A 24259-nucleotide genomic window follows, 5' to 3' on the forward strand; every position below is an offset into this window, starting at 1 on the left:
AGCGGTGAGGTAAGCTATCCACCCCGCCGGTCAGACTGTAGAAAAACCTACAGAAACCGACCGACAGAATCGGTAGCATCGGAGGCGGTTAGAAGCTACCGCCGTCACCACCGCCGCTACCCCAATCGCCGCCACCGCCGCTGAAGCCGCCGCCCCAGCTGCCGCCGCTACTACCACCACTGCTGTGGCCGCCGCTGCTACCCCAGCTACTGGTGCCGGAGTTCATCGCGGTCATCAGAGCGCCCAGCAGCAGGCCCTTCGCCAGGTCACCGCCGAAGCTACCGCCGCCGCGGTCGTTCTGGTTGTTGTAGTAGTTGCCGACCTCGCTCTGAGCTCGGTTCTGCGCGTCGGTCGCCTTCTGGATCGCCATGTTGGCTTCCTTCATAGCGTTCAGTGGATCCGAAGAAGCCAGACGCTGAGCCTGACCCAGGTGACGCTCCGCCTCAGAAACAGCGGTCAGGGTCATCGGACCCACCGCAGCACGGCGGTTATTGATGTAGCTACGCGCACCGTTCACCGCAGCGTACGCAGAACGCATCGTACGATCCAGGTTCTGCGAAGCCGCACGAGAACGCTCACGGGTAGCACGCATATTCGTCATTGCCTTATCCAGCTCAGCGGAAAGCTGACGCAGCTGGTTCGCCAGAGTCAGCGGGTCATTCGGGCGAGCCGAAGCGCTCTGGTTGACCTGGTTGAGCACCGCCTCCATACCGGCAGCGACCGCACCCAAATCATCGCGACGCTGAGAAGCAGCCAGGCTCTTCGCCTCCGCCACGTCGCGCTGAATGCTCAGCAAGTCGGTGCTCAGACCCAGCTGAGCCTGCTCCAGCTCCTGCGCGCGGGTATTGACTGCCGCACCCAGCGCCTGAATCTGTGAGGCGGCTTCCTCAGCGGTGCGCAGGTGAGCAACCGCCTCCGAACGAGCGGTCGCAACGGTCGCCTGAGCCTTTTCAACCTCCGCGGCACACAGCACCATGTTCGACTCCAACAGGGTAGGAGTCTTCGAAATGGGCTCCAAGGCGCTGGGCAGGTAACGTTCCTTCAACGCGCGGTACTGGGCGGCAATCTCCTCCACCGAGGCACGCAGCTGCGGCAGACGCTGAGCCAGAGCCTCAATAGCCTGCGGTGCCTCCTGCTCCAGGTTGCGCAACTGAGCCAGCTTAGCGTCCTGCTCCTGAGCAATACGGGTGACTTCCTGAGAGTTATCAATAATCTCAGTCAACCAGGCACGCTGCTCAGCCTCAGTATCCGGGATGCTATCGGTCAGAAGCTGCTGACGCTGGAAGGACTTACGCATCAGATCCTCAGCACGCGCAATCTCCTGGGCGAACTCAGCAACCTGCTGATCGCTGTACTGTGCGCGCGCAAAATCCAGTTCCTGCTTCGCGTGGCTCATCGTCGTATCAGCCTGCAGCAGGGCGCTACCGGCGCGAGTGCGCAGCTCCTCCAGCGGAACCTCCGGAATGGGGGAGTAGTTACGAGGCGCACCGTAGGAACGCTGAGGCTGCTGCTGAGCGTTCTTCTTCTTGCGGCGGCGGTACATCGCGTAACCGCCAGCACCCACGGTCGCCGCAGCACCCACACCGAGCACGCCGGTTACAACACCCGAAGAGCTGCCGCCCTTCTGAGCCTCGATACCCTCAACTGCGGCAAGAGCCGCACCCGAATAGTCGCTATTCTGCAGCTTCGGTTTGATGTAGTTCTGGTAAACCTTCGTCTGCTGATCGCTCGACAGGGTCTTCGTGCTACCCGCCAAGAAATACGCCTGGCGAGATTCGGTAGCAATCACCAGCACCACATCGGCAGAACCCCAATTGTTCTTCGTGGCAAGCGCCTTCGTCCAGCTCGAAGAAGTAGACGGGTTCTCAAACTTATCGATGACCACTACGTGCAAATCCACGTTGTGCTTCTTCGACAGAGCAGAAATCTTAGACTTCAGGGTAGCGGTATCACCCAAAGAGTTCGTGGAATCGTACACGGTGGTGCCCGTAATCTGCATCGGGTCAGCAGCCTGAGCAGACGTGCTCAAAAATGCAGAACCAGCCGGCAGAACCACCGGGGCACAAGAAAGACCTGCCGCCAGCACTGTGGCACCCAAGATAGTGCGCAGGCGAGGGCGTGCGGGACGAATCTGACGCGCAAAGGCGTGCTCGGTCATGGTCTTTCCTCCGTTGTCGTGAAGTATGAACGGACCTGCACTTCACGGCGTGCTTGAACATCGCACACCTTAGTGCTGGTCACATTATTAGTGTAGCTGTGGCACAGCCACACAGACGCACAGATACGAGAATATTGCGCCGCTGTTTGCCGACCGTTTACCGACTTCCCAGGCTTTATACAGGAAAGCCGGTATACAGGAAAGCCGGCGTACAGAAAAGCTGGGGTCTAGCCTCATGCTAGACCCCGGCCCACCGGCTATTCAGCTAGTTAGCGCCGCCGCGCAATCTTCAGATTGCTCATCAGGTGCTCCACTACCTCCGCGGCATCAACATCGTGGATGCTCTGTGCTATGCCGTTCACCACCTTAACCCGCGAAGACGAGGCGAACATCCAGCCTAAGAACTGCACAGTATTCAGCAACCTAGAACTGCGTTCTGCCTGCTTGCGCATCTGTGACCACAAAAAGGGCGTAGTCGGCACGCCACGGCCCTTATACACCTGGGAATTAGAATGGGCATCCAGAAGCTCAGCGAGCGCCTCAATATTTTCGGTCAGCTCCTTCAAATCCTCATCCCCGGCAGAGGAGCCGACGTAATACCGTTCAACCAGGCTCAAAGGCATGTAGCCGCTACAGCTACTCACCCACGCCAGCTCCAAACGCAGATTCTGCAGACGAAGCACCTGCTTCAGAAGTCTCGAATGGGTGCGCAACACAGACAACGGCATGGAAGATAGTCTCTTCTCCTCCGAAAGCAGACCCTCGAAGGAGCCTTCCCCGGAAAACGCCTTATACGGATCCGAGACGCCCACCAGAAGCACCGGTCCCTCGTAGTGAACGAACGCCAGAACCTCGGGAACACTCGAGAGGGAACGGATGCGCTCGCCAATGGTCGGAAGATCCTCCCCATCCGGGGCGTACTGTTCGCGGCTGAACGTCAACGTCTGGATAGGCTGCTCGGCAAGGTCGGGCGAGTCATGAGCAAGCGCTCGCAAATCGGTCACAACCTCCGCCAGAACGCCGTCCTGCTCAACCTGCAGAAGCTCCTGGAGAAGCTCAATGACAGAGCGCGCCTGCAGGCACAAGACAGCGGCGCAGAACTCCGCATCCTGAAGCTCAAGACGCACCTTCTCCAGGCGCTCTTCCAGCGTGGACTGCACGCCCTTGAGCTCAAACTCGCTTAGCTGTTCCGGACGGAGCATACGGTGCGTACCATCATCGCCGGAACGGTAGAAAAGCTCGCTAAACTCCAGCGTAGACTGAACGCCCTTCAACGCCTGCTCTCGCAACTCGGGCAGAACGTCAAAGGCGACTTCGGTCATCTCATTCCAGACCTTGGCCTCATCGATCTTCGAATCCTTACGAGCAGTCTTCTTCCATGTCTCGGCAAGCTGCATAGCGCGGTCAAATTCGCTCAGTTCCACAAAAGCCGCCAGCTTCTGTGCGCTCTCACGCAGATAACGCACCGCATACAGGCGGTCGCTCAAAGAATCTGGGAGGGTATCCTCCAGCAGACGCCAACGGAAGGTACGCTCAAAGCACTCCTCGGTCAGGCTAATGACGGTGGCGCTCAGGGAGAGCGCATGATCGCGAGCAAACGCGAAAGAACCCGGGGTATCCGCCAGACGAGGCAGGGACGTATAGAACTCCAGCGCCCCGCTCAGCTTCAGCTGAGATACCCGGATGGTTTCTTCCAGCTCGGCGGCAAGCACCGCGCGGTCAGCCTGGGCAGTCTCCTTGAAACAGTGCAACGGAGAAACCTGCGCACGCTCGAGCGTCTGCAGGTTCATGACTGCACGCATGAGATAGTTCTCAAGAATATCGATCTGCTGCCGGCGCGGACGCTGATTCAGCGGAACATGATTCTCCTGCGTGCCGACCAGCAGATGCTGCGGCACACCGCTAATCGACGGCAGCGCAAAGACCTCATCCTCTGATGTACTGACAGAAAGCACCATGGGGTAGCGGCTACGCTGCGCATTCTCTAGAGGGGGAATGAGCTTGAAGTTGGTGCTCAAAGAGAAATGGTCAGAGGGCGCCGGGTTACTCTTGGGAGCCTGCTGGGCGGTCTCCTGCTGCGGGCGCTCTTCAGGCTGCGCCGGGGTGTTCTGGGGCATGCTCTGCTGTTCCTGGCTTTCTGCTGAATGGTTTTGCGCCGAGTGGTTCTGTGCCGAGTGGTTCTGTGCCGAAGAACCGGAGACACCACCGGCCTGCATCGGCTCCAACGGGGATGGCGCCGCCACCGGCTGCTGAGGAGGCTGAGGCGACTGAGTCTGCTGTGCCTGAGCCTGTTGAGCTTCGACAGCCTGATCCTGCTGGGGGATCGGGGGCTGTGCCGGCTGCTGAACGCTACCACCGGGCTGTGCCGGTTTCGGTTGGTAATGCATCGGGTAGCTCACCGCGCCCTGTACCTGCTGAGGGGGTACTTGCTGTGAAGGCCCCTGCTGAGGTGGTACCTGCTGATTCATCGCCTGGTTCTGCTGCTGTTGCAGTACCTGCCGCCTAATCTCACGCGCACGACGGCGCGAAGGGCTCAACGACGCGAAAAACGCTACAGCCGCGCAGATTAGAACAAATATAAGCAACGCATACAGGCGTGTTGCGCCGTCTAGGGAAGACGCCACCGCCGCAGGCATGATCGGCAGCGCGCCAACAAGAGCGAAAACAGCAGAAATAATCCTCATGACTTCACCATAACCCAGCTAAATCCCGGGTGCTCGCAACGCCGTTGCCTTACCGCATACTAAAAGGGAAGTAGCCGGGGTACCGGGTGCTCTCCGCCAGTGCTTCCCGTGCTCGCATCCGCATCCGCCTCACAGTTAAAAGACGATGCGGCGTGCGCCCCATGTAGGGGCTCACGCCGCATCAATCATCACTCAACTCATTATCACACCCGGGCCGGTCCTCACACCGACCCTTCGGGACATACTGGGGATTCTCGCCCCTCCCGGTGCAGGGCTCTCATCTCCCGCCCCGGAAAACTATCAAACTTTATACGCTACCTACCGGCAGTCAGTGCGTGGGTAGCCATCTGCTGAGCCAGCTCGGAGGCCTTTTCCGCACGATGACGGCGGTACACCATTCCCGAGCAACACGCCACAATACCCGCACCAATACCGATGGAGCTTGCCAAGATCGCACAGAAAATCAGGGTGCCGATCATCATGGGTTTCTCCTTTACCTTTGTCCTTTGCCTTTGTTCTCGGCTCTATGTGCCTTCAACATTACGGAGCAACCCTGTGTTCAAGCTGTGTACCAAGAAGCGTCATGCTGTGTAAACCGTGAAGAAAAACTGGGCTCTTTAAAAGAGAAACCTGAGAGTGACGAAAAATAGTGAACAAAGCCCCAAAATAAACTAGCTGCCGGGCAAATCGCCGGGTATCTCAGACCAGCGAATCAGCTGCCGATGAAAGGGTGCGAGGAAAATTCCCAGGGAACTCCCCGATAACCAACAGCAAAAAGATATAGAACGCAATGAAACACCATCTACAGTAGAAAGATAGCGTGCGCCCAGGGTGACGCATACGCACGACTCTAGGAGAACTCATGACTCAAAATAACGGATGGTCTTACGGCGGCAATGACGGCGTCACGGATGCAACCCGTCCCCTGCAGAACGTGAACGGACAGGCAAGCTACCAGCCCGCAAACCAGCAGCAGGGTCAGAACGCATACCCGCAAGCATATGCTTCTCCCGGCTACACCTACCCCCAGGCAGCCGCTGCTCAGGTCGCTTCGGCGCAGTCTGCACGCCAGAACACCGATAACAACAAGCGTTACGGCGCAGGTGTTGTGCTCACCGCGGCTCTGCTTGCAGCCCTCGTTGGCGGTGGCGTTGGCGCGGGTGTCGGAGGCGGCATCGCAGCATCGAATAACAGCTCCACCAGCACCTCCTCCCGTGGTTCCGTCAGCTCCAATATCAGCAACTCTTCCACCGTGGCAGGCGTAGCAGAAACCGCGAAGAAGGTCCTTCCCTCTACCGTGACCATCATGGCCTCAAGTGGCTCCACCTCCGGCGGCGGTAGTGGTGTCGTCCTCGACAAGGACGGCCACATCCTCACCAACCACCACGTGGTCACCCTCGAATCTTCCAGAGAAGCATCCACCATTGAGGTTCGCCTGAGCGACGGTACCGTACGCACCGCATCCGTGGTAGGCCTGGACTCTGCCGCTGACCTGGCAGTCCTGAAGATTAACCCCTCCGGCCTGGACCTGCAGCCCATCACCTGGGGCGACTCCTCCAAGCTGGTCTCCGGCGAAGCCGTGGTTGCCCTCGGCGCGCCGTATCGTCGTAGCGAATCGGTGACCGCCGGCGTAGTCTCGAACGTCAACCGCGTGCAGCCCGCTGACGCGAAGGGTCAGAACTACATCCCCATGATTCAGGTTGATGTGCCCATCAACCACGGTAACTCCGGTGGCCCGCTGGTGAACCTCAAGGGCGAACTGGTCGGCATTAACGCGCAGGGTCAGGCAAGCCAGGACGGCGGCACCGCCGACGGTATGGCGTTCTCCATTACCTCCAACTACGCCAAGCGCATCTCCTCCGAGATCATTGCCAAGGGTAAGGCAACCCACGGCTACCTGGGCGCGAGCGTAAAGAACAGCCCCGCGGACACCGGTTCGGGCTCGTCCAAGCTCATCCCCGGTGGCGTTGAAATTGCCTCGGTAGAATCTAACAGCCCCGCCGCGAAGGCAGGCCTGCGATCCGGCGACGTCGTGATTGAAGCCGACGGTCACGCCGTGACCAAGAGCGACGAGCTTAACGGTACCGTGCGTGCCGCGGCAGCAGGCTCTGATCTGAAGCTGAAGATTAAGCGCGGCTCCTCCACCCATGACATCACCGTGACCCTGGGCGACGCCGACAGCCAGAAGTAAACAGCCAGAAGCAAAACGCGTTGCGCCAACGAACGTTGAGAGATACGGCTGAGAGACACCCGCTCAGTTGCCTATAACGTTCAGCAAGAACGCAACATAGCGTACACAAAGAAAGCTCCCACCCCGCGTATGGGGTGGGAGCTTTCTTTTGTTAGTACAGCAAACTGTATTGGCGTTGCAGATTAGGGGAGAATTAGACGCCCTCGAGAACCTCGCCCACGCGCTTCTGCAAAGCCGGGACAACCTCCTGCTCGAACCACGGGTTCTTCGCCTGCCACCTAAAATTCAGCGGCGAAGGATGCACCAGCGGCAGAAACTTAGGAAGATAAGACTCCCACGCACGAACCGTCTCCGTCAGGTTCTTCTGCGCCTTAGGGGCGTGCACACCATCCAGGTAGTGCTTCTGAGAGTAAGCCCCCACCAGCAGAATTAGCTGAACGTTCGGCATGAGCTCCAGAAGCTGCGGATGCCACTTCGGGGCGAAATCCTTACGCGGCGGGTTATCGCCGTGCGCGCCCTTACCCGGGTAATAGAAATCCATCGGCAACAGCGAAATCAGGTCGGGGTCATAGAACTGCTCATCCGTCACGCCCATCCACTCGCGCAACTTCACGCCGCTCGGGTCATTCCACGGGATACGGCTCTCCTGCGCGGCACGCCCAGGCGCCTGACCAATCACCACAATACGCGCCTTTGGGGACGCCGAATAGACCGGCTCCCAACCCTGCTCCGTGAACTCCCTATTCTGCGGATCCTGGCGAATCTGCTCAGCCAGGGGAGGGCGCGTCTCCAGAATCTGCTGAACCAGAGGCCCCGGCAGATTATGGTGTGCTGCAGCCATGCTAGATAGCGCCTCCCTCAAAACCGTTCTGACGCCACGCCTCAAAAATCGCAATGGACGCAGAATTAGCCAGGTTCAGCGAACGGCGACCCGGCTTCATCGGAATCTTCACCCGCTTAGTCACGTGCGGGTCCTGCTGAACCTCAGCAGGCAGCCCCACCGACTCCGGACCAAACATGAACACGTCACCGGGACGGTACTCAATATCCGCATACGACGTCGAAGCAGTCGTCGTGAACGCAAAAACACGCTCCGGAGCCAGAGCCTCCCACGCATCCTCGAGGGTCTCGTGCACCGTCACCACCGCCAGGTCGTGGTAGTCCAGACCCGCACGGCGCAGATGCGCATCATCAAAGTTAAAGCCCAGCGGCTTCACCAGGTGCAGCTCAGCGCCAGTAATCGCCGCCAAACGGATAGCATTGCCGGTATTGCCCGGAATCTCAGGGGTATAGAAAAGAATCTTGAACACGTTCCTAAGTGTACCGCGCAGCCCCCGACCAGCCCGGAACAGCCCCCGACCAGCATTGAGCGTCCCGGGGCAGTAGCGCTCGCCGACCCAGCCGCAGGTGAACACACCTAGAAGAGCGCGGATAGAGCGCGATAAAATAAGCGAGGCGAAAAACCGCCGAACAACCCAGCAGGAGGAACCATGAGCGCAGAAACCAACCGTCAGAACGGCCGCGTCTACCTTGACCACGCCGCCACCACCGACGTACTGCCCGCAGCCATCGACGCCATGGTCGAACAGATGCGCAACGGCGGCAACCCCTCCTCCCTGCACGCCGTAGGACGCGACGCCCGCGCCACCGTCGAATACGCCCGCGAACGCATCGCCCGTGCCATCGGAGCCGACCCCGCCGAGGTTATTTTCACCTCCGGCGGCACCGAGGCGGACAACCTCGCGGTCAAGGGCATCTACTGGAAGCGCCGCGAAGAAGACCCGCAGCGCACCCGAATTCTCGTCTCCTCCATTGAGCACCACGCCGTGGAAGAAACCTGCGAATGGCTCGAAAAGGCAGAGGGCGCGCAGCTCGAATGGATCCCCGTAGACGAGCACGGTAGCGTCAACCCGCAGACCGTCCGCGAACTCATCGAGAAGAACCCCGAAGACGTCGCGCTCGTGACCGTCATGTGGGCGAACAACGAGGTCGGTACCGTACAGCCCATCCCCGAGATCGCCGCCATCGCCGCCGAATACGGCATTCCCGTGCACTCGGACGCGGTGCAGGCTTTCGGTGCGGTCCCCATTGATTTCCACGCCAGCGGGGTAGCGACCCTTGCAATCTCCGGTCACAAAATCGGTGGACCCATGGGCATCGGCGCGCTGGTTGCAACCCGCGCCGTGCAGCTGACCCCCGTGCTTCACGGAGGCGGTCAGGAACGCTCCGTACGCTCCGGCACCATCGACGCGCCCGCCATCGCAGGTTTCGCAGAGGCCGCCGTGCACTCGGTACAGCACCTCGACAAAGAATCCGCCCGCATCGCCGCGCTACGCAACGAACTCGTTGCGGCAATTAGCGCGCTTATCCCGCAGGCACACCTGAGCGGCGAAAACCCGCTCACCGAAGAATACCCGGGTCAGAAGCGACTGCCCGGCAACGCCCACTTCACCTTCGAAAACGCCGAAGGTGACACCCTACTCTTCGTGCTGGACATGCAGGGTATCAGCAGCTCCACCGGCTCCGCCTGCAACGCCGGGGTGACCCGCCCCTCCCACGTGCTCATGGCAATGGGAATGGACGAAGACACCGCCCGCAGCGCCCAGCGATTCACCCTCGGCCACTCCACCACCGGAGCCGATATTGCGCGCCTCATCGCGGCACTACCCGCCGCCTACGAACAGGCTGCAAAGGCGGGACTGTCCTCGCAGCTGCCGGACGCCTCCCGCTGGCATTAGAAAAGCAGAAGAGAAGATACCCAACCGCCCTCAGCCTGCAATCTCAGCGTTCGCTGAGGGCTGGCTGAGGGTGCACTGCCCAATATCCCGCCGAGCCCCTGCGTACAATGGGTAGCTACAGTAACGGAAAGTCCGCCCGCACACAGGGCACGCTCCGAACGTTCCTAGAAGCTCAACAGAACAGAAGGATAGGCAGTGAAAATTCTTGCAGCTATGAGTGGCGGCGTTGACTCCGCAGTCGCCGCAGCCCGCGCCGTAGAAGCAGGACACGAAGTAGTCGGCGTTCACCTAGCCCTATCCCGCATGCCCGGCACCCTGCGCACCGGCTCCCGCGGCTGCTGCACCCTCGAAGACTCCATGGACGCCCGCCGCGTCTGCTCCCAGCTGGGCATCCCCTTCTTCGTCTGGGACTTCTCCGAACGCTTCAAGGAAGACGTCGTCGACGACTTCATCTCCGAATACGAAGCCGGACGAACCCCCAACCCCTGCATGCGCTGCAACGAAAAGATTAAGTTCGCCGCGCTACTCGAACGCGCCCTCGCACTCGGCTTCGACGCCGTAGTGACCGGCCACTACGCCCGCGTCATCACCACCGAAGACGGTAACCGCGAACTGCACCGCGCCGCCGACTGGGCCAAGGACCAGTCCTACGTGCTCGGCGTGCTCACCCACGAACAGCTCAAGCACGCCTGGTTCCCCCTGGCGGATACCCCCTCCAAGGCACAGGTGCGTGCGGAGGCGGCAGAGCGCGGCTTCTCCGTGGCGAAGAAGCCGGACTCCTACGACATCTGCTTCATCCCCGAAGGTGATACCCGCGCCTGGCTGGGCGACCACATCACAATGCGCCCCGGCCTCATCAAGGACACCCACGGCGAGGTGCTCGGCGAGCACCCCGGCGCGCAGGCGTACACCGTAGGCCAGCGTAAGGGCCTGGCGCTGGGCCGCCCCGCCGCCGACGGCAAGCCTCGCTTCGTGCTTGAGGTGCGCCCCAAGGAAAATGAAGTCATCGTCGGCTCCCGCGAGCTACTTGCCGTGCACGAAATCCGCGGTATCCGCGCCACCTGGGCGGGTGTCCCCGTGGAACAGGCGGCACGTTTCCTGGAAGAGCCCGCGCAGCTGGGCGCCCGCAGCGAAGAGTTCGAGGTGACCGCACAGGTGCGTGCGCACGCCGACCCGGTCCGCGCCAAGGCGTACATGACCTGGGCACCCGACCCCGAAGCTGAAGAAGAAGGCGCGCTGCGCCTGGAAACCGTAGTGCGCCTCCTGGATCCGCTCTCCGGTGTGGCACCGGGGCAGACCATGGTGCTCTACCAGGGCACCCGCGTGCTGGGCCAGTCCACCATCGCCCGCGCCTACTCGCTGGACCGCGAAGACATTCAGGAAACCCTGGGCGCTTAGCTTCTCTACCAGCGCCGACTAGCCGCTCAGAATAGCCACACTCAGCTGTTCCCGCCCCGTTGCCGCAGCCGCAGCCGCATAGAAGACCACAACCAATCCGAGGAGAAACCGATGACCCCCGAAAACACTTCCTGCGAATTTGACCCCCACGCCACCTCCATGGGCGATGAAGTCGCACCGGAGGTCTACGAGGAGCTCTTCGCCATGCGCCGCTCCATCGACAACTTCGATGCAGCGCTGGTGCACATCCTCGCGGAGCGTTTTCAGGCGACCAAGCGCGTGGGCGTCCTGAAGGCTAAGCACAACCTGCCCGCTGGCGATCCTGGCCGTGAAGAGGCACAGATTGCTCGCCTGCGTGCCATGGCGAAGGAATCCAGCCTGGACCCGGAATTCGCGGAGAAGTTCCTGAACTTCATTATTTCTGAGGTGATTCGCCACCACGTGCGCATCGCAAACGAGCAGGCTGAGCAGGACGGCGAGGCAACTGAAGCCGAGAACTCCGAAGGCTAGTACCGCGCAACTTTCGCATCATTGCGTTTGAACCTGTACTCCATCTGACCCCTCTGGACACACTCCTATGCCCGCTCAATCTTCCAGCCGCCAGAACGTCCGTACTGAACCGATGCCGGAGCGCCTGCTACTGCCCGGTGAGTACCGTGCCCCCGAAGGGGACGAACTGACCGAACAGGACCTCGCCGCGCTCGCTACGGAGCGTCCGCCGGTGCGCGCCAGCGGACTGGGCGATTTTCCCGGCGATGATTTGGGCGAAGCAATGTCTCGAGTGGAAGGGGAGCTGGGTTCTCCACACCTGCCGTTCTTGCCGCATCTGCCGGCACTGGGCTGGCGGAGTACTCCTCTGGCGCGCACCCTGGCGGTGTGCGAGGGACTTGCCTTTGACAGTGCCTCGTTTGGTTGGCGCATGGTGCATAGTGGCGGTAGGGGAGCTCGCGAGTCTGCCCTAGCTCAGGACCGTCTGCTTTCGGATATCAATCTTCTCGCTGACCGTGTGGGTGCGCAGAAGAAGAGGTTCACTTCCAGTGCTGAGGGTTCCGCTGCGGTGTATAAGATTCAGCTGGTCGGTCCGCTGACTCTTGCCGCCAGTATCTATCTGCCCGGCGGCGAGCGTGCCATTAGTGATGCAGGGGCGAGCCGTGACCTGCTGGAGTCGTTCCTGGAAGGCCTGGAACGCTGGATGGGTTCTCTGCGCGAGGCTCTGCAAGCTCCGCGGGCGCTGATTGCCGTGCAGCTGGATGAATCCGAATTTCAGCGTCTGCTGGAGGGGGCCATCCCTACGGTGAGTGGCTTCCGCTCCCTGCCGGCATTGCAACCTCACTACTATCAGCAGGTGTACCGCCGTATCTCGGAGCGTTTCGCCGAGCTGAATCTGCAGCTCATCCTGGACGTGGATGGCACCGCGCTCAAGCCTGTGCAGGAGCTGAAGCTGCTGAGCCAGTCCCGCCCCGCCCTTGACGCGTTGGCTCTTGTGAAGGCGATGCGTGTTGAGGACGGCGCTCCCTGCGCTTTGCTGTTGCATCCTGATCGCGCCCGCCTCAAAGGGCCCGGCACGCTGCAGGTTCCGCCGCTGAGCGACCCTCGTTCCTGGGAGCCCGTCGCGCAGCTTCTGGATGCGCAGACCCAGCTGTGGCTGCCGGTGGTGACTTCTGCACGGGTTCCTGATCAGGTGCGCCGCCTGTACAGCCTGTGGCGTGAGGTTGGTCTTGAGCCGACGCAGTTGAGTGCGGTGGGTTTGATGCCTGATGAGCGTATTCAGAGCGGTTCCGTGCCTGCTGGGATGACTTCAGCCGCGGTAAGTATGCTGGATGCCACGGCTTCGCTGGCGCGGGTGACAGAGTGTGCCCGTGCATTGGCTGAGTGCGCGGTATGATTAGAGAATCAGCTTTTTTATGTAAGTATTTACGACAATTCTTTAGGGAGGTACTGTGAGCGCAAGCGACGCACACACCATTTTGGTGGTTGATGACGATGATGCTCTGGCGGAAATGATTGGCCTCGTGCTCGCGCAAGAGGGCTTTAACGCTGTTTTCTGCGAAAATGGCAGCCGCGCTTTTGAAACTTTTATGCGCTCCACTCCCGATTTGGTGCTTTTGGATTTGATGCTTCCTGGCATGAACGGTATTGAAGTGTGCCAGCAAATTCGCCGTTCTTCTAATGTGCCGATTATTATGTTGACCGCTAAAAGCGACACTGAAGATGTTGTTAAGGGTCTTGAAGCTGGCGCTGATGATTACATTGCTAAGCCTTTTAAGCACGCTGAATTGTTGGCGCGTATTCGTACCCGTTTGCGTCCGCGTGAGAGCCGTCAGCTGGTGGTGTCCATTGGCGATATTGTCATGGATATGGACGGTCGTACCGTCAAGTACCACAGCACTGAGGTTCCAATGACTCCTCTGGAGTTTGACCTGTTGGCCGCGCTGGTTCGTCACCCGGGTCAGGCGTTGAGTCGTCAGGAACTGCTGGACATGGTCTGGGGTTACACTGATGTGAGCGATTCGCTGGTAAACGTGCACGTCCAGCGTTTGCGCGCTAAGTTTGATGAGCTGGGTGCGGATCGTTTTATCCAGACGGTCCGTGGCGTTGGCTATAAGATTCCGACCGAGCTGGTGGGATCTTCCGGTAGCTAATCGGAACCTATTCATAGGCGAAGGGATAACCTGATTGTCTGTTGCGAAGTCGAGCCATGAGCACGGCGCTTTGACGGCGGAGGCGGTAGCCTCCGCCTCTTCGCGTACCCGCGCTTCCAAGCCGCGTAAGGCACAGAAGCAGCGTAGGAACCTGATCCAGCGCGCTCAGCGTCTGTGGAAGGAATCTCTGCAGTTCCGTGCTCTGGGAACCGCGGGCATCATGATGTTCCTGAGCTTCTTGATGGTGGGTTGGTCCTTGTCGAGCCAGATTGCATCGAGTCTTTTTGAGAATCAGAAGAGCCAGGCGTTGGCGGAATCAGAGAGTGGTTTCCGCAACGTTCAGAGCGTGCTGGACTCCTCTGAAGCCCGTAGTGACAGCGAGATTCGTCGTAATGTGAGCCGTACCCTGACCGTCTTGGACGCGGGTAGCTCGGGTAAGCGCAATTGGATTCTTGTGCCTTTGGAAGGTCAAGGTAAGCAGGGTTTTATTCCTGAGCAGAGCAGTAATAATTCTTTGAATTCTTCGAGTATTCCGAATGATTTTAAAAAAACTGTTCGTGATAAGGACGGTATTTTCTGGCAGACGTCTACGGTGACTACTGTCGAAAATAATCGTGAGCGCACCTATCCGGTGCTTATCGTTGGTACACATATTTCTATTTCTCAGAACCCTAATTACGGTTTGTTCCTTGTGTACGATATGACGGATTCTTCCGCCACGATTGCGCATATTAACTTTGTTCTTTTTGGTGGTTTCTGTGCACTGCTTACTGTGGTGCTTTCTGTGGTGTGGATTGTGACTCGTTTTGTGGTCCGCCCGATTACGCAGACCGCTATTACGGCGGAGAAGCTGGCTGCTGGCGACCTGGATCAGCGTGTGTCTGTACACGGTGAGCATCAGGCGGCGCGTCTGGGCTATTCCTTCAACCTGATGGCTGACTCGCTGCAGGAGAAAATTGTTCAGCTGGAGCGCCTGTCGACTTTGCAGCAGCGCTTCGTATCTGACGTTTCTCATGAGTTGCGCACTCCGCTGTCGACGGTGCGTTTGGGTACTGAGCTGCTGTACGATTCGCGTGAGAATATGAACCCGATGCAGGTCCGTAGCGTGGAGCTTCTGCATGAGCAGGTGGACCGTTTCCAGTCAATGCTTTCTGATCTGCTCGAGATTTCGCGCTTCGATGCTGGTAGCGCAATGCTGACCATTGACACGGAAGACTTCATCCGTGTTCTCTCGAATATTTTGCAGGAGGCCCTGCCTCATCTGGAACGTACGCATACGAAACTGAACGTGCATACGAGCCATGAGAGCATCATGGTGGATATGGACCGTATACGTATTGAGCGTGTGCTCCGTAACCTGCTGTACAACGCGATTGAGCACGGCGAATCCCGACCGATTGACGTGTACGTGGATGCAAACGCCACGAATCTGGGTATTGCGGTGCGCGACCACGGTATCGGCTTGTCTGAGGATGAAGCCGTTCAGGTGTTCAACCGTTTCTGGCGTGCTGATACTTCGCGTAAGCGTACCCTGGGCGGTACGGGTCTGGGTCTGTCGATTGCTGCTGAGGATGTGCGTCTGCACGGTGGCACGATTGAGGCGTGGGGCGAGAAGGGCCGCGGTGCTTGCTTCACGGTGAACCTGCCCCTGGTTCATGGCGCTCCGTTGGGTGAGTCGCCGGTTTTGGTGACGGGTGAGCCTGAGTCAAGCTCGCATCGTTCGGCGCCGGCTAAGGATACGTTGCCCAATATCGCTCCTCGTACGGCTGCTGGGGGCGACCTCTAGAAGAGGCGCGGGGCCCTGGTCCCTGTCATGAAACGGGGGATTGGGGTCGGTGCGGTTGTATTTGCACTTATCCTTGCGTATTTGCACTGTTTACCCAGTACAATCAATGCAGATATATTTTCACGGTGTTGCTATTTCGCTGTGTTGATTCTTTCGCCGCGCTGCGATGGCCTGCAGCGGTAGCTGGTGATTGTTTGTCTTTGTTCGTAGAGGAAGGTTAAGACCTCCATGTCTCACAGGGCTATTGTTTCTCGACGCGCCGCGCTGTCTTGGTGCGCGGTGTCTTTGGCGACGCTGATGAGCTCTTGCGCGGGTCTTCCTTCGAACGACCGAGTGACTCAGCACAGCAGTGGTCTGGATGTGAAGAGCGTTAATACTTCTCCGGCGCGTGCGCCGGGACCGCTGGCGGGCGCTACCCCCGAGGCGATTATTGAGGGCTTCGTGCGTGCTGGCGTGGATAGTATCGAAAATTATGCTGTGGCGCGCCAGTATTTGAGCTCTTCTTTTGCGGGCCGTTGGAATCCCTACGGTACGACTCGTGTGTACCGTAATACGGTGCAGCCGCGTAGTGATGATAGCGGAAACGCTGAGGGTACGTACCATGTGCGTTTTCAGCAGACTGCGACCGTGAATAGTCAGGGTATTACGAGTACCTTCCCTGAGGCTCAGACTGAGACTCAGGATTTCACCGTGGTCATGGAAGATAACCAGTGGCGTATTAGCTCCTGCCCGGATGGCTTGTGGCTGGATGGCACTGAGTTTGAGCGTGTGTTTAGCCCGTGTCGCCTGTATTTCTACGATCGTGCGTTCCGTTATGCTGTGCCGGATATCCGTTGGTTCCCGCATACGGATCGCTATTTTGAGTTGCTGGTGCGTACTCTGATGATTGGTCCGGCGTCCTATTTGAAGGATGTCGCGTTTTCGGCATTGAATGAGTCGATGAGCCTTGAGACCGCCAACATGAGCGATAACCAGGATGTTCTGGTTCGCCTTTCGGGCGAGCAGCTGGACGACAACCGTTTGGCGCGCGTGCGTGAGCAGATTATGCACGGCTTGGAGAACTTCTCGGGTCTGGGCAAGACTGAGGTTTTCTATAACGGCACTCTGATTCCTGAGAACGCGCCGAGCGGCTTTTCTGCGGTGAAGCTGAACCCGGGTGTTCCTGCCCGCACGGTTGCTATTAATTCGAACGGCCAGATGGTGGCGCGCGATGACTATATGAGCAATGCGGGTGAGCAATTGCTTCTGCGTGGCGTGACCCAGTTGAGTTCCCCGGCGATGGGCTATTCGGCGGATGTTTACGCCTGCTTGGCGAATGATGCTGCGAGCCTGTACACGGTGTATCAGGGCACTGCCCGCCGCGTGTGGCAGAGTACCGCGCTGACTGCCCCCAGTTTTGATGCGTACGGCTGGGTGTGGGCTGCCGATGGTGAGGGTACTGTTCGTGCCTTCAAGCCGGATTCTGAGGATGCAACCGAGCGTGAGCGCGGCGTGGATATTGGTTTGTCCTGGCAGCGTAATTTGAGTTTTACGAGCGTGAACGTTTCTCACGATGGTGCGCGCATGGCGATTGTAGCGGCTACTGAGGGCGCGTCGGCGGTGATTATTTCCGGTATTGTGCGTGATGAGGCAGGTAAGCCTCTGCGCTTGACGGAGATGGTGCGTCTGAGCTCTTCTGTGACTCCGCGTAATGCCCGTTGGGCTGGCGACCAGAGCGTCGTGGTGGTGAACGTGAAGAACGGTGAGTCTGAGGTGATTTCCCTCAGCGGTGAAGAGACGAAGCTGGACCGTCTGGATGGTGTCATAAGCATTTCCACCGCAGATAATACGTCGAATATTATTGCCCACCGTTCTGATGGTTCGTGCTATCTGATGGAGGAGCGCGGCTGGATCCGTTTGGATACGACCCTGCACGAGATTAGTTACGCCGGTTAGCCTCGGGTACCGGGTATAGCGCGCGGAAAGGTTGCTTTCGGTGAGTTCAGAACAGCGTGGTTTGAACGAGCCCGTGAATGGGTCTCTGAGCAGGTCTCTGACCGGGCTCGCTGGCGCTCTCAAGAGTGCCGGCGGGTCTTTGGGTGAGGTGCTGATGCCGCGTACTTGCCCGTGCTGTGCGGTGCCGGTCACTTATGGGGCAGGCTCGCCACTGTGTGAGGCTTGCTTGCCGCAGTTGCGTTCGGCGTTGGCTAAGGTGGAGCGAGTATATGCTCTGCAACCTCTTGATGGCGCGGCTGCTCCCGAGGTGCGTGCGGCATCCCGTTATGAGGGGATTATGCCGCGTGCCCTGTTAGCGTTGAAGAATGCGGGCCGTACAGATCTGCTGCCCCTGTTGGGAGAGGGTTTGGCTCGTAGCGTGTATGAGCTTCTTCGGGTTCACCGGGAGGGGCTTCAGCCGGAGTCTGCTTCTTCAGTCCCGGTTGAGGTTCTGCTGATTCCGGCGCCGTCCTCTGCTCAGAGCGTGCGCCGCCGCGGCTATGCGCCGGCGAATCTTTTGGTGCAGGAGGCGGCGCGTCAGCTTAATAAGCGTCTGCCTGCCTCGGTGCGGGTGCGCGCTGTGGACGTCATCGGGTATGAGCCTCGCGGTCGGCGGGGGAGCGGCGCCTCCATTATTTCTGATGCGATTTCCGGTGCGCAGAACGAGCAGAAGAGCCTGGGCGCTGTGGGGCGTGCCGAGCGGATGCACGGTGCTCTGCGTGTCATGGAGCCTGCCCTGTGCGCGGGTCGGGTGAGCGTTATTTGTGATGATGTGGTGACCACCGGTGCGACCGCCTCTGAGATGGTGCGTGTGCTGCAGGAATCCGGTTCGCGGGTGCTGGGCGTGTGTGCTGTGGCGGCGGTACCGAAAAAGGCTCAGACATAGCGTTTCTTGTAGTTAGTTGCAAGAGATACACGATTTTTGGCGAATAAAGTTCGCAGACGGACGAATAGCTATTATTTAGGCTAAATATTTGTCATATCTAGTGATATGAAACATGTTTCGTACTAGAATATAGACAAGGGAACGGCATTGGAGTCGAACCCCCGTACCGGGTCCAGCCGGACGCGGTATAAGCCCCCAACCTGGAGGGAATGATCGTGGAAGTCAACATCTACGGCCGCAATATCAAGGTCACCGAACGCCTGGAAGAGTACGTGAGCGAGAAGGTTCAGAAGTTCGCTCAGCTCGGCGATAACGTGAAGGACATCGACGTCAAGTTCAGCAAGGACGGTCACCTGGGTGGCGAGTCCATCCGCGTTGAGATTACCGTTGTTGGTACTGGCCCTGTCCTCCGTTCCGAAGCCCAGGGTCACGACAAGTTCGCGGTCTTCGATGAAACCTACGGCAAGCTCCTGGAGCGTCTGCGCCGTGCACGTGACCGCCGCAAGCTGCACAAGCGCGGTGGCAAGCACCCCGTCTCCGTGGCGGACGCTACCGGATCGATTCCTGTGGTTACCGAAGCAATTACCGAGATTCTGCTACCGGATGTTCCGGTGGAAGAAGCAGCATTCGACAACAGCGAGGTCACCCTCGCCGACGAGGCCGCATCTCCCATCGAGATTCGCCACAAGAGCTTCAAGGGTGAGCGTCTGACTCCCGCAGAAGCTGTTGACCGTATGGAACTGGTCGGCCACGACTTCTACCTGTACATTGACAGCGAGACCGGCGCACCGGCTGCGGCATACCGTCGTAAGGGCTGGAGCTACGGCATCATTACTCTGGACAACGAGTAAAAACTAACGTACCTGCTGGATGCTGAGGCGTAAGGCTCTTTAGGGGTCGTACTCAGCGAGTAGGCTCAAGACCCGGGCGGTCTGGGAACACACACCGTGTTTCTCCAGGCCCCCGGGTTTTTCTTTGCTCTCCACACATCTGTTCCTTTAGACGGATGGGTCGGCTCTGCCTCAACCGGAGGGTGAAAGATTCGAGTGTCACCAAATGTCACCTCGTGGGCGCAGAGCGTAAAAAAGAGCTCGGACGGGCGAATTAGGCGGCTCTGCCATACAATATGTAGGAAGGCCTCACCGCGCGCACTTTCGCGCGCCCTTGGTGAGGGTACCGAAACAAGCAAGGAGTAGAAGCTCAGTGGCATCTTTCTTGGAGAAAATCCTCCGAACCGGCGATAAGAGGGTTCTGCGACAGCTCGAAGCGTACACTAAGGCGGTGAACTCGCTCGAGGACAGCTTCGCATCGATGACCGATGAGGAACTGCGAGCAGAGACCGACAAGTTCCGCGAGCGCGTCAAGGACGGCGAATCCCTCGACATTATGCTGCCGGAGGCCTTTGCGGTGGTCCGTGAAGCATCCAAGCGCACCCTGGGCAAGCGCCACTACGACGTGCAGCTCATGGGTGGTGCAGCGCTGCACCTGGGCAACATTGCCGAAATGAAGACCGGTGAGGGTAAGACCCTCGTCGCGACCCTGCCCGCGTACCTGAACGCGCTGAGCGGCAAGGGCGTGCACATTGTGACCGTGAACGACTACCTGGCTGAGTACCAGGCGAACCTCATGGGTCGCGTGTTCCGCTTCCTCGGCATGGAGTGCGGCGTGATTCTCTCCTCCATGGAACCTGACGAGCGTCGTAAGCAGTACGCCGCAGACATCACTTACGGTACGAACAACGAGTTCGGCTTCGACTACCTGCGTGACAACATGGCGTGGACCGTGGAGGAGCAGGTTCAGCGCGGCCACAACTTCGCCATTATCGATGAGGTGGACTCCATCCTGATTGATGAGGCGCGTACCCCTCTGATTATTTCCGGCCCCGCAGCCGGTGAGGCAAACCGCTGGTATGCAGAGTTCGCGCGCATTGCCGCAACCCTGCTCAAGCGCGGTGAAGACTACGAAGTAGACGAGAAGAAGCGCACCGTCGGCATCCTCGAATCCGGTATTGACAAGGTGGAAGACCACCTGGGTGTGAAGAACCTCTACGAATCCAAGAACACCCCGCTCATTGGCTTCCTGAACAACTCCATCAAGGCGAAGGAGCTGTTCACCAACAACAAGGACTACGTGGTCATTGACGGCGAGGTCCTGATTGTTGACGAGCACACCGGTCGTATTCTGCCGGGCCGCCGCTACAACGACGGCATCCACCAGGCGATTGAGGCGAAGGAAGGCGTCGAAATCAAGCCTGAGAACCAGACTATGGCGACCGTGACTCTGCAGAACTACTTCCGCATGTACGACAAGCTCTCCGGTATGACCGGTACCGCGGAAACCGAAGCGGCAGAGTTCATGAACACCTACGAGCTCGGCGTGGTGCCCATCCCCACCAACAAGGGTGTGCAGCGTATCGATAACCCCGATAAGGTGTACCGCGACGAAATTGCCAAGTTCAAGGCGGTCGTCAAGGACATTAAGGAACGCCACGAGAAGGGCCAGCCGATTCTGGTTGGTACCGCAAGCGTGGAGAACTCCGAGTACCTGTCCCGCCAGCTGGCGAAGGCTGGCGTGCGCCACGAGGTGCTGAACGCAAAGAACAACGAGCGTGAGGCTGCTATTGTTGCGCAGGCGGGCCGTAAGGGCGCCGTCACCGTGGCAACCAACATGGCTGGTCGCGGTACCGACATTATGCTCGGCGGTAACCCCGAATTTGAGGCCGTCGAGAAGATGCGTGAGCTCGGCCTGGACCCGAACACCAACTCCGAGGCGTACGAGGCACGCTGGCCCGAGGTCCTGAAGGCCTGCGAAGACGCCGCGGCTGAAGAGCACGAGGAAGTCACCAAGCTCGGTGGCCTGTACGTGCTCGGCACCGAGCGTCACGAGTCCCGCCGTATCGACAACCAGCTGCGCGGTCGTTCCGGCCGTCAGGGTGACCCGGGCGAGTCCCGCTTCTACCTGTCGCTGACCGACGAACTGATGCGCCTGTTCAACACCGGCATGGCAACCCGCCTCATGGCGGCAGCCCCCGAGGACTCCGCACTGGACTCCAAGATCGTTAGCCGCGCTATCGCTACCGCCCAGTCAAACGTTGAAGGCCGTAACGCTGAACAGCGTAAGAACGTGCTCAAGTATGACGACGTGCTCAACCGCCAGCGTGAAGCGATCTACAAGGACCGCGGCCGCATCCTGCACGGTGACGACCTGAAGGAACAGATTTCCGGCTTCGTGGACGAGGTGCTGACCACCATCATCGACGCGCGCGTCGCTGAAGGCCACGCCGAGGACTGGGACTTCGACGAGCTCTGGAGCGCCCTCAAGCAGGTGTACCCCATCTCCATCACCGTGGACGACCTCGCTGAAGACGCTGGTGACCGCACCAAGATTACTCGCGACCAGATTGTGAAGGAAGTCCTGGCGGACGCACACCTCATCTACGATGAGCGTGAAAAGAGCGTCGGTGAAGAGAGCATGCGCGAAATCGAACGCCGTGTCATGCTGTCCGTCATCGGCGAGCGCTGGCCCGAGCACCTGTACGAGATGGAATACCTCAAGGAAGGTATCGGTCTGCGTGCGATGGCTCAGCGTGACCCGCTGGTCGAGTACCAGCGTGAAGGCTACGACATGTACCAGTCGATGCTCGGCGCGATCCGTGAAGAGACCGTGACCTACCTGTTCAACCTGGACCTGTCCAAGCAGCGCACTCAGGCTTCTGCCGTGCGCCTGGCTGAGCCTTCGCGCCCGAAGTTCCTGCAGTACTCCGCCCCGGATGAGGACGGCCACGAGCAGGTTCACGTGGAACGCTCGAAGGACAAGTAGCCTCAGCGTAAAAGCTGAAATGCTATAGACCTAGCAGAGAGGGTGTGAATCCAACACTGGATTCGCACCCTCTCTGTTTGTCTGTGTGTTTTGTAGGGGAAGCCGGGGAAGCCTTAGTCTTCGTCCAAGCGGCTCTGCGGCTGCTCAATTGCGGTAATCAGCCACATGCCGTGAATCAGGCGCATCTGCATGGTCACCACACGCACCTTATCCGCACAACGCAGCAGCGCCACCACCTCGTAGAGCTCCTCGTGCACCTTCTGCGCTCGCACCCGCAGCAGAACCGGAGGAAGAGTCAACAGCATCTCTTGGCGCACCTGACGCGGGTTCTTCGGGAAGAAGGGCAACAGACGGTGGAAACAATCCACTGACACCCACTGCGCCAGCTGCTGACGCGAACGACGAGCCGACATAATCTCCAGGTAAGCAATAGCCACACCCGCGCAACGGCCCTCCAGCTGGCGAGCTAGCGCATCCGCCGGACGCAGCGGGCGGCCCCTCTTCACTACCTTCGGGCGCTGAGCCGAATGCTGCTCATAACGCGGCAGAGGAAGCAGCGAATAAACCGAGGGGCTGTTGCGCCTCTGCACCAGAGTCATCGTGCCCTGCCCCTGCTCGGGGAGCGGAGCCACCTGCTCGGCAGCCACCGGCTGAGTCACCGGCTGGGATGGGTACGTCGCCTGACGCTTCGAGTACGGGCTGGCAGGCTGGTTGTCGCGGGAGGCAGGCTGATGCGGCGGGGTCCACGGGGAACGGGGGAGAAGGTTGGAGAAGCTCATGACGGCTCCTTTCGGTGCAGAGGCTTTCGGTGCAGGGGTATGTGAGGTGAGTCGAGCGAACGAAAGACTGTTGGGATGAGGTGGAATGGGGTGGAAGACGCGGGTGAGGTTAGTGAACGGGCTGTTCGGGAATCTGCAGAACCTGCCCCTCGTAGAGCAGCTCAGCGTTCTGGCCCAGAGCGTCCTTGTTCGCCTCGTAAATGTCGAGGGTGTAGTCGTAAATGGTGGAGGCGTCGGTGCCTTCGCCCAGCTGGTCGGCGGCAATCGACCAGAGCGTATCGCCCGCCTGAACCGTGTAAGAGTAGGTGCCCGCCTCGGTGCGGGGAGGAGAAAAGAAGGGGCTACGGTCCTGCAGGTAGCCTGCCGCCTCCGAAGGCTCGGGAGCCAGGGGAATATTGGGAACCTCAGCAGAAAGGGTCAGGGGAGTAGCGGACTGATTCGGGGCGGTATCGGAGAGAACCGCATCTGAGCTGGCGTCTGCCGCCGCGGTAATCGATGAATCTGCTGCCATAACTGCTGAAATGGTCGTCTGCGGCATGCCCTCCGTGCCGTTTACCCCGGCGTTGCTGGGCGTAGCCACCGTAGCCTGTGCGGGAGCCAAGACCGCACCCACTCCAAGAGCCGTGCCGCCAAGCGTCAGAACGATGCGGCGCATAAAACGCGGCCGGAAAATCGCCGGAACCTTCAGCACAGTGCGGTCAGCGTTGTGGCTCGAAACGCGCAAAGACCAAGCGTAGAAGAGCGCGTAGATAAAACTGATGAACCACCAGGCGGCAATGAGGATTGCTACCGCGCCAGCGCAGAGCAACGAAGCATCTGCCAGCGGGTGTGCCGAGGGGATGCGGTGCAGGTTCATACTCAACGCGCCCAAGACCGCCGCGGAAAGCAGGGGAGGGGCGATGAAGAGCAGCGCGTCCTGGTAGCTTGCCTTAGCGCCGGGCTCGGTTGCGGAGCCGGTGCCGGCGGCTACCTCTACGCTGACAGTACGAGGCGCGGCGGCAGGGCGTGAAGCGAAGGCTGCGGGCGCCTGACCCGGCGTGGAAAGATGGTCCACAATGACCTCCAAATGGTGTGTTTGATGTGTTTTGGTGTTGCTTCATTTATACAGGAAGTCACGCTAAAAATGAAGCAAAAAGCATCAAAATGCATGAAAAACATATAATTTGGTGGAATTTGGTACAAAAATCAGGTTTGAGAATCATCA

18 protein-coding genes are annotated in these 24259 nt (G+C 59.4%); 11 read left to right on the top strand and 7 right to left on the bottom strand.

Annotated features, from left to right (window positions below):
• Positions 1 to 88 precede the first annotated feature (88 nt).
• The 3 genes from HMPREF2712_RS05480 to HMPREF2712_RS09075 form a co-directional block, all read right to left on the bottom strand.
• A complete protein-coding gene (locus HMPREF2712_RS05480) occupies positions 89 to 2158 on the bottom strand; it encodes a TPM domain-containing protein (protein WP_070819468.1) in 2070 nt (689 codons plus the stop codon).
• Positions 2159 to 2427: 269 nt separating this feature from the next.
• A complete protein-coding gene (locus HMPREF2712_RS05485; protein ID WP_070819469.1) occupies positions 2428 to 4842 on the bottom strand; it encodes a non-ribosomal peptide synthetase subunit in 2415 nt (804 codons plus the stop codon).
• 314 nt (positions 4843 to 5156) lie between these two features.
• Positions 5157 to 5324, bottom strand: coding sequence for a hypothetical protein (locus HMPREF2712_RS09075; RefSeq protein WP_168160863.1), 168 nt, complete (start codon positions 5322 to 5324; stop codon positions 5157 to 5159).
• 380 nt (positions 5325 to 5704) lie between these two features.
• Between HMPREF2712_RS09075 and HMPREF2712_RS05490 the strand changes: the two genes are divergently transcribed.
• Complete coding sequence (locus HMPREF2712_RS05490) at positions 5705 to 7033, top strand: S1C family serine protease (RefSeq protein ID WP_070543765.1); 1329 nt, start codon at positions 5705 to 5707, stop codon at positions 7031 to 7033.
• Between the two features lie 193 nt (positions 7034 to 7226).
• Here HMPREF2712_RS05490 and HMPREF2712_RS05495 read toward each other — a convergent pair whose 3' ends face one another.
• Together HMPREF2712_RS05495 and HMPREF2712_RS05500 are read right to left on the bottom strand one after the other, a co-directional pair.
• A complete protein-coding gene (locus HMPREF2712_RS05495) occupies positions 7227 to 7874 on the bottom strand; it encodes a uracil-DNA glycosylase family protein (protein WP_070543764.1) in 648 nt (215 codons plus the stop codon).
• 1 nt (position 7875) lies between these two features.
• Positions 7876 to 8343: a tRNA (cytidine(34)-2'-O)-methyltransferase gene (locus HMPREF2712_RS05500; RefSeq protein WP_049352650.1), complete on the bottom strand. Its 468-nt coding sequence runs from the start codon at positions 8341 to 8343 to the stop codon at positions 7876 to 7878.
• 180 nt (positions 8344 to 8523) lie between these two features.
• Here HMPREF2712_RS05500 and HMPREF2712_RS05505 point away from each other — a divergent pair, with 180 nt between their 5' ends.
• The 10 genes from HMPREF2712_RS05505 (at position 8524) to secA (ending at position 22276) form a co-directional block, all read left to right on the top strand.
• Complete coding sequence (locus HMPREF2712_RS05505; protein WP_070819470.1) at positions 8524 to 9771, top strand: cysteine desulfurase family protein; 1248 nt, start codon at positions 8524 to 8526, stop codon at positions 9769 to 9771.
• 195 nt (positions 9772 to 9966) lie between these two features.
• Positions 9967 to 11169: a tRNA 2-thiouridine(34) synthase MnmA gene (mnmA, locus tag HMPREF2712_RS05510; protein ID WP_070615043.1), complete on the top strand. Its 1203-nt coding sequence runs from the start codon at positions 9967 to 9969 to the stop codon at positions 11167 to 11169.
• A 111-nt stretch (positions 11170 to 11280) separates the two neighbouring features.
• Complete coding sequence (locus HMPREF2712_RS05515) at positions 11281 to 11679, top strand: chorismate mutase (RefSeq protein ID WP_049356519.1); 399 nt, start codon at positions 11281 to 11283, stop codon at positions 11677 to 11679.
• A 67-nt stretch (positions 11680 to 11746) separates the two neighbouring features.
• Entirely contained in the window at positions 11747 to 13054 is a 1308-nt protein-coding gene (locus tag HMPREF2712_RS05520; protein WP_070615041.1) for a uroporphyrinogen decarboxylase/cobalamine-independent methonine synthase family protein, read from the top strand.
• Positions 13055 to 13109: 55 nt separating this feature from the next.
• Positions 13110 to 13811, top strand: a complete 702-nt coding sequence (gene mtrA / locus HMPREF2712_RS05525) for an MtrAB system response regulator MtrA (RefSeq protein ID WP_005505360.1) — start codon at positions 13110 to 13112, stop codon at positions 13809 to 13811.
• A 34-nt stretch (positions 13812 to 13845) separates the two neighbouring features.
• On the top strand, positions 13846 to 15597 hold the full coding sequence (gene mtrB / locus HMPREF2712_RS05530) for an MtrAB system histidine kinase MtrB (protein WP_070819471.1): 1752 nt from the start codon (positions 13846 to 13848) through the stop codon (positions 15595 to 15597).
• A gap of 228 nt (positions 15598 to 15825) precedes the next feature.
• Positions 15826 to 17532: an LpqB family beta-propeller domain-containing protein gene (locus HMPREF2712_RS05535; protein WP_070819472.1), complete on the top strand. Its 1707-nt coding sequence runs from the start codon at positions 15826 to 15828 to the stop codon at positions 17530 to 17532.
• A 226-nt stretch (positions 17533 to 17758) separates the two neighbouring features.
• Entirely contained in the window at positions 17759 to 18457 is a 699-nt protein-coding gene (locus HMPREF2712_RS05540) for a ComF family protein (RefSeq protein ID WP_246828676.1), read from the top strand.
• A gap of 209 nt (positions 18458 to 18666) precedes the next feature.
• The gene (gene hpf, locus HMPREF2712_RS05545; RefSeq protein ID WP_239665130.1) at positions 18667 to 19308 is read left to right on the top strand and encodes a ribosome hibernation-promoting factor, HPF/YfiA family; all 642 of its coding nucleotides are present in this window, start codon (positions 18667 to 18669) and stop codon (positions 19306 to 19308) included.
• A 352-nt stretch (positions 19309 to 19660) separates the two neighbouring features.
• Positions 19661 to 22276, top strand: coding sequence for a preprotein translocase subunit SecA (gene secA / locus HMPREF2712_RS05550; protein ID WP_070819474.1), 2616 nt, complete (start codon positions 19661 to 19663; stop codon positions 22274 to 22276).
• A 113-nt stretch (positions 22277 to 22389) separates the two neighbouring features.
• On the opposite strand, the gene HMPREF2712_RS05555 is transcribed toward secA, so the two are convergent.
• On the bottom strand, positions 22390 to 23055 hold the full coding sequence (locus HMPREF2712_RS05555) for an Rv3235 family protein (RefSeq protein WP_049356532.1): 666 nt from the start codon (positions 23053 to 23055) through the stop codon (positions 22390 to 22392).
• Positions 23056 to 23164: 109 nt separating this feature from the next.
• Complete coding sequence (locus HMPREF2712_RS05560) at positions 23165 to 24109, bottom strand: LysM peptidoglycan-binding domain-containing protein (RefSeq protein ID WP_070687833.1); 945 nt, start codon at positions 24107 to 24109, stop codon at positions 23165 to 23167.
• Between the last annotated feature and the right edge of the window lie 150 nt (positions 24110 to 24259).

The sequence above is a fragment of the Rothia sp. HMSC064F07 genome (assembly GCF_001837265.1).
Classification (GTDB): Bacteria; Actinomycetota; Actinomycetes; order Actinomycetales; family Micrococcaceae; genus Rothia; species Rothia mucilaginosa.

Bases quoted from the DNA above. Each gene is read 5' to 3' on its own strand.
- HMPREF2712_RS05480 (WP_070819468.1), bottom strand. From the start codon at position 2,158: ATGACCGAGCACGCCTTTGCGCGTCAGATTCGTCCCGCACGCCCTCGC.
- HMPREF2712_RS05485 (WP_070819469.1), bottom strand. From the start codon at position 4,842: ATGAGGATTATTTCTGCTGTTTTCGCTCTTGTTGGCGCGCTGCCGATC.
- HMPREF2712_RS09075 (WP_168160863.1), bottom strand. From the start codon at position 5,324: ATGATGATCGGCACCCTGATTTTCTGTGCGATCTTGGCAAGCTCCATC.
- HMPREF2712_RS05490 (WP_070543765.1), top strand. From the start codon at position 5,705: ATGACTCAAAATAACGGATGGTCTTACGGCGGCAATGACGGCGTCACG.
- HMPREF2712_RS05495 (WP_070543764.1), bottom strand. From the start codon at position 7,874: ATGGCTGCAGCACACCATAATCTGCCGGGGCCTCTGGTTCAGCAGATT.
- HMPREF2712_RS05505 (WP_070819470.1), top strand. From the start codon at position 8,524: ATGAGCGCAGAAACCAACCGTCAGAACGGCCGCGTCTACCTTGACCAC.
- HMPREF2712_RS05515 (WP_049356519.1), top strand. From the start codon at position 11,281: ATGACCCCCGAAAACACTTCCTGCGAATTTGACCCCCACGCCACCTCC.
- HMPREF2712_RS05520 (WP_070615041.1), top strand. From the start codon at position 11,747: ATGCCCGCTCAATCTTCCAGCCGCCAGAACGTCCGTACTGAACCGATG.
- HMPREF2712_RS05535 (WP_070819472.1), top strand. From the start codon at position 15,826: ATGTCTCACAGGGCTATTGTTTCTCGACGCGCCGCGCTGTCTTGGTGC.
- hpf (WP_239665130.1), top strand. From the start codon at position 18,667: ATGATCGTGGAAGTCAACATCTACGGCCGCAATATCAAGGTCACCGAA.
- HMPREF2712_RS05555 (WP_049356532.1), bottom strand. From the start codon at position 23,055: ATGAGCTTCTCCAACCTTCTCCCCCGTTCCCCGTGGACCCCGCCGCAT.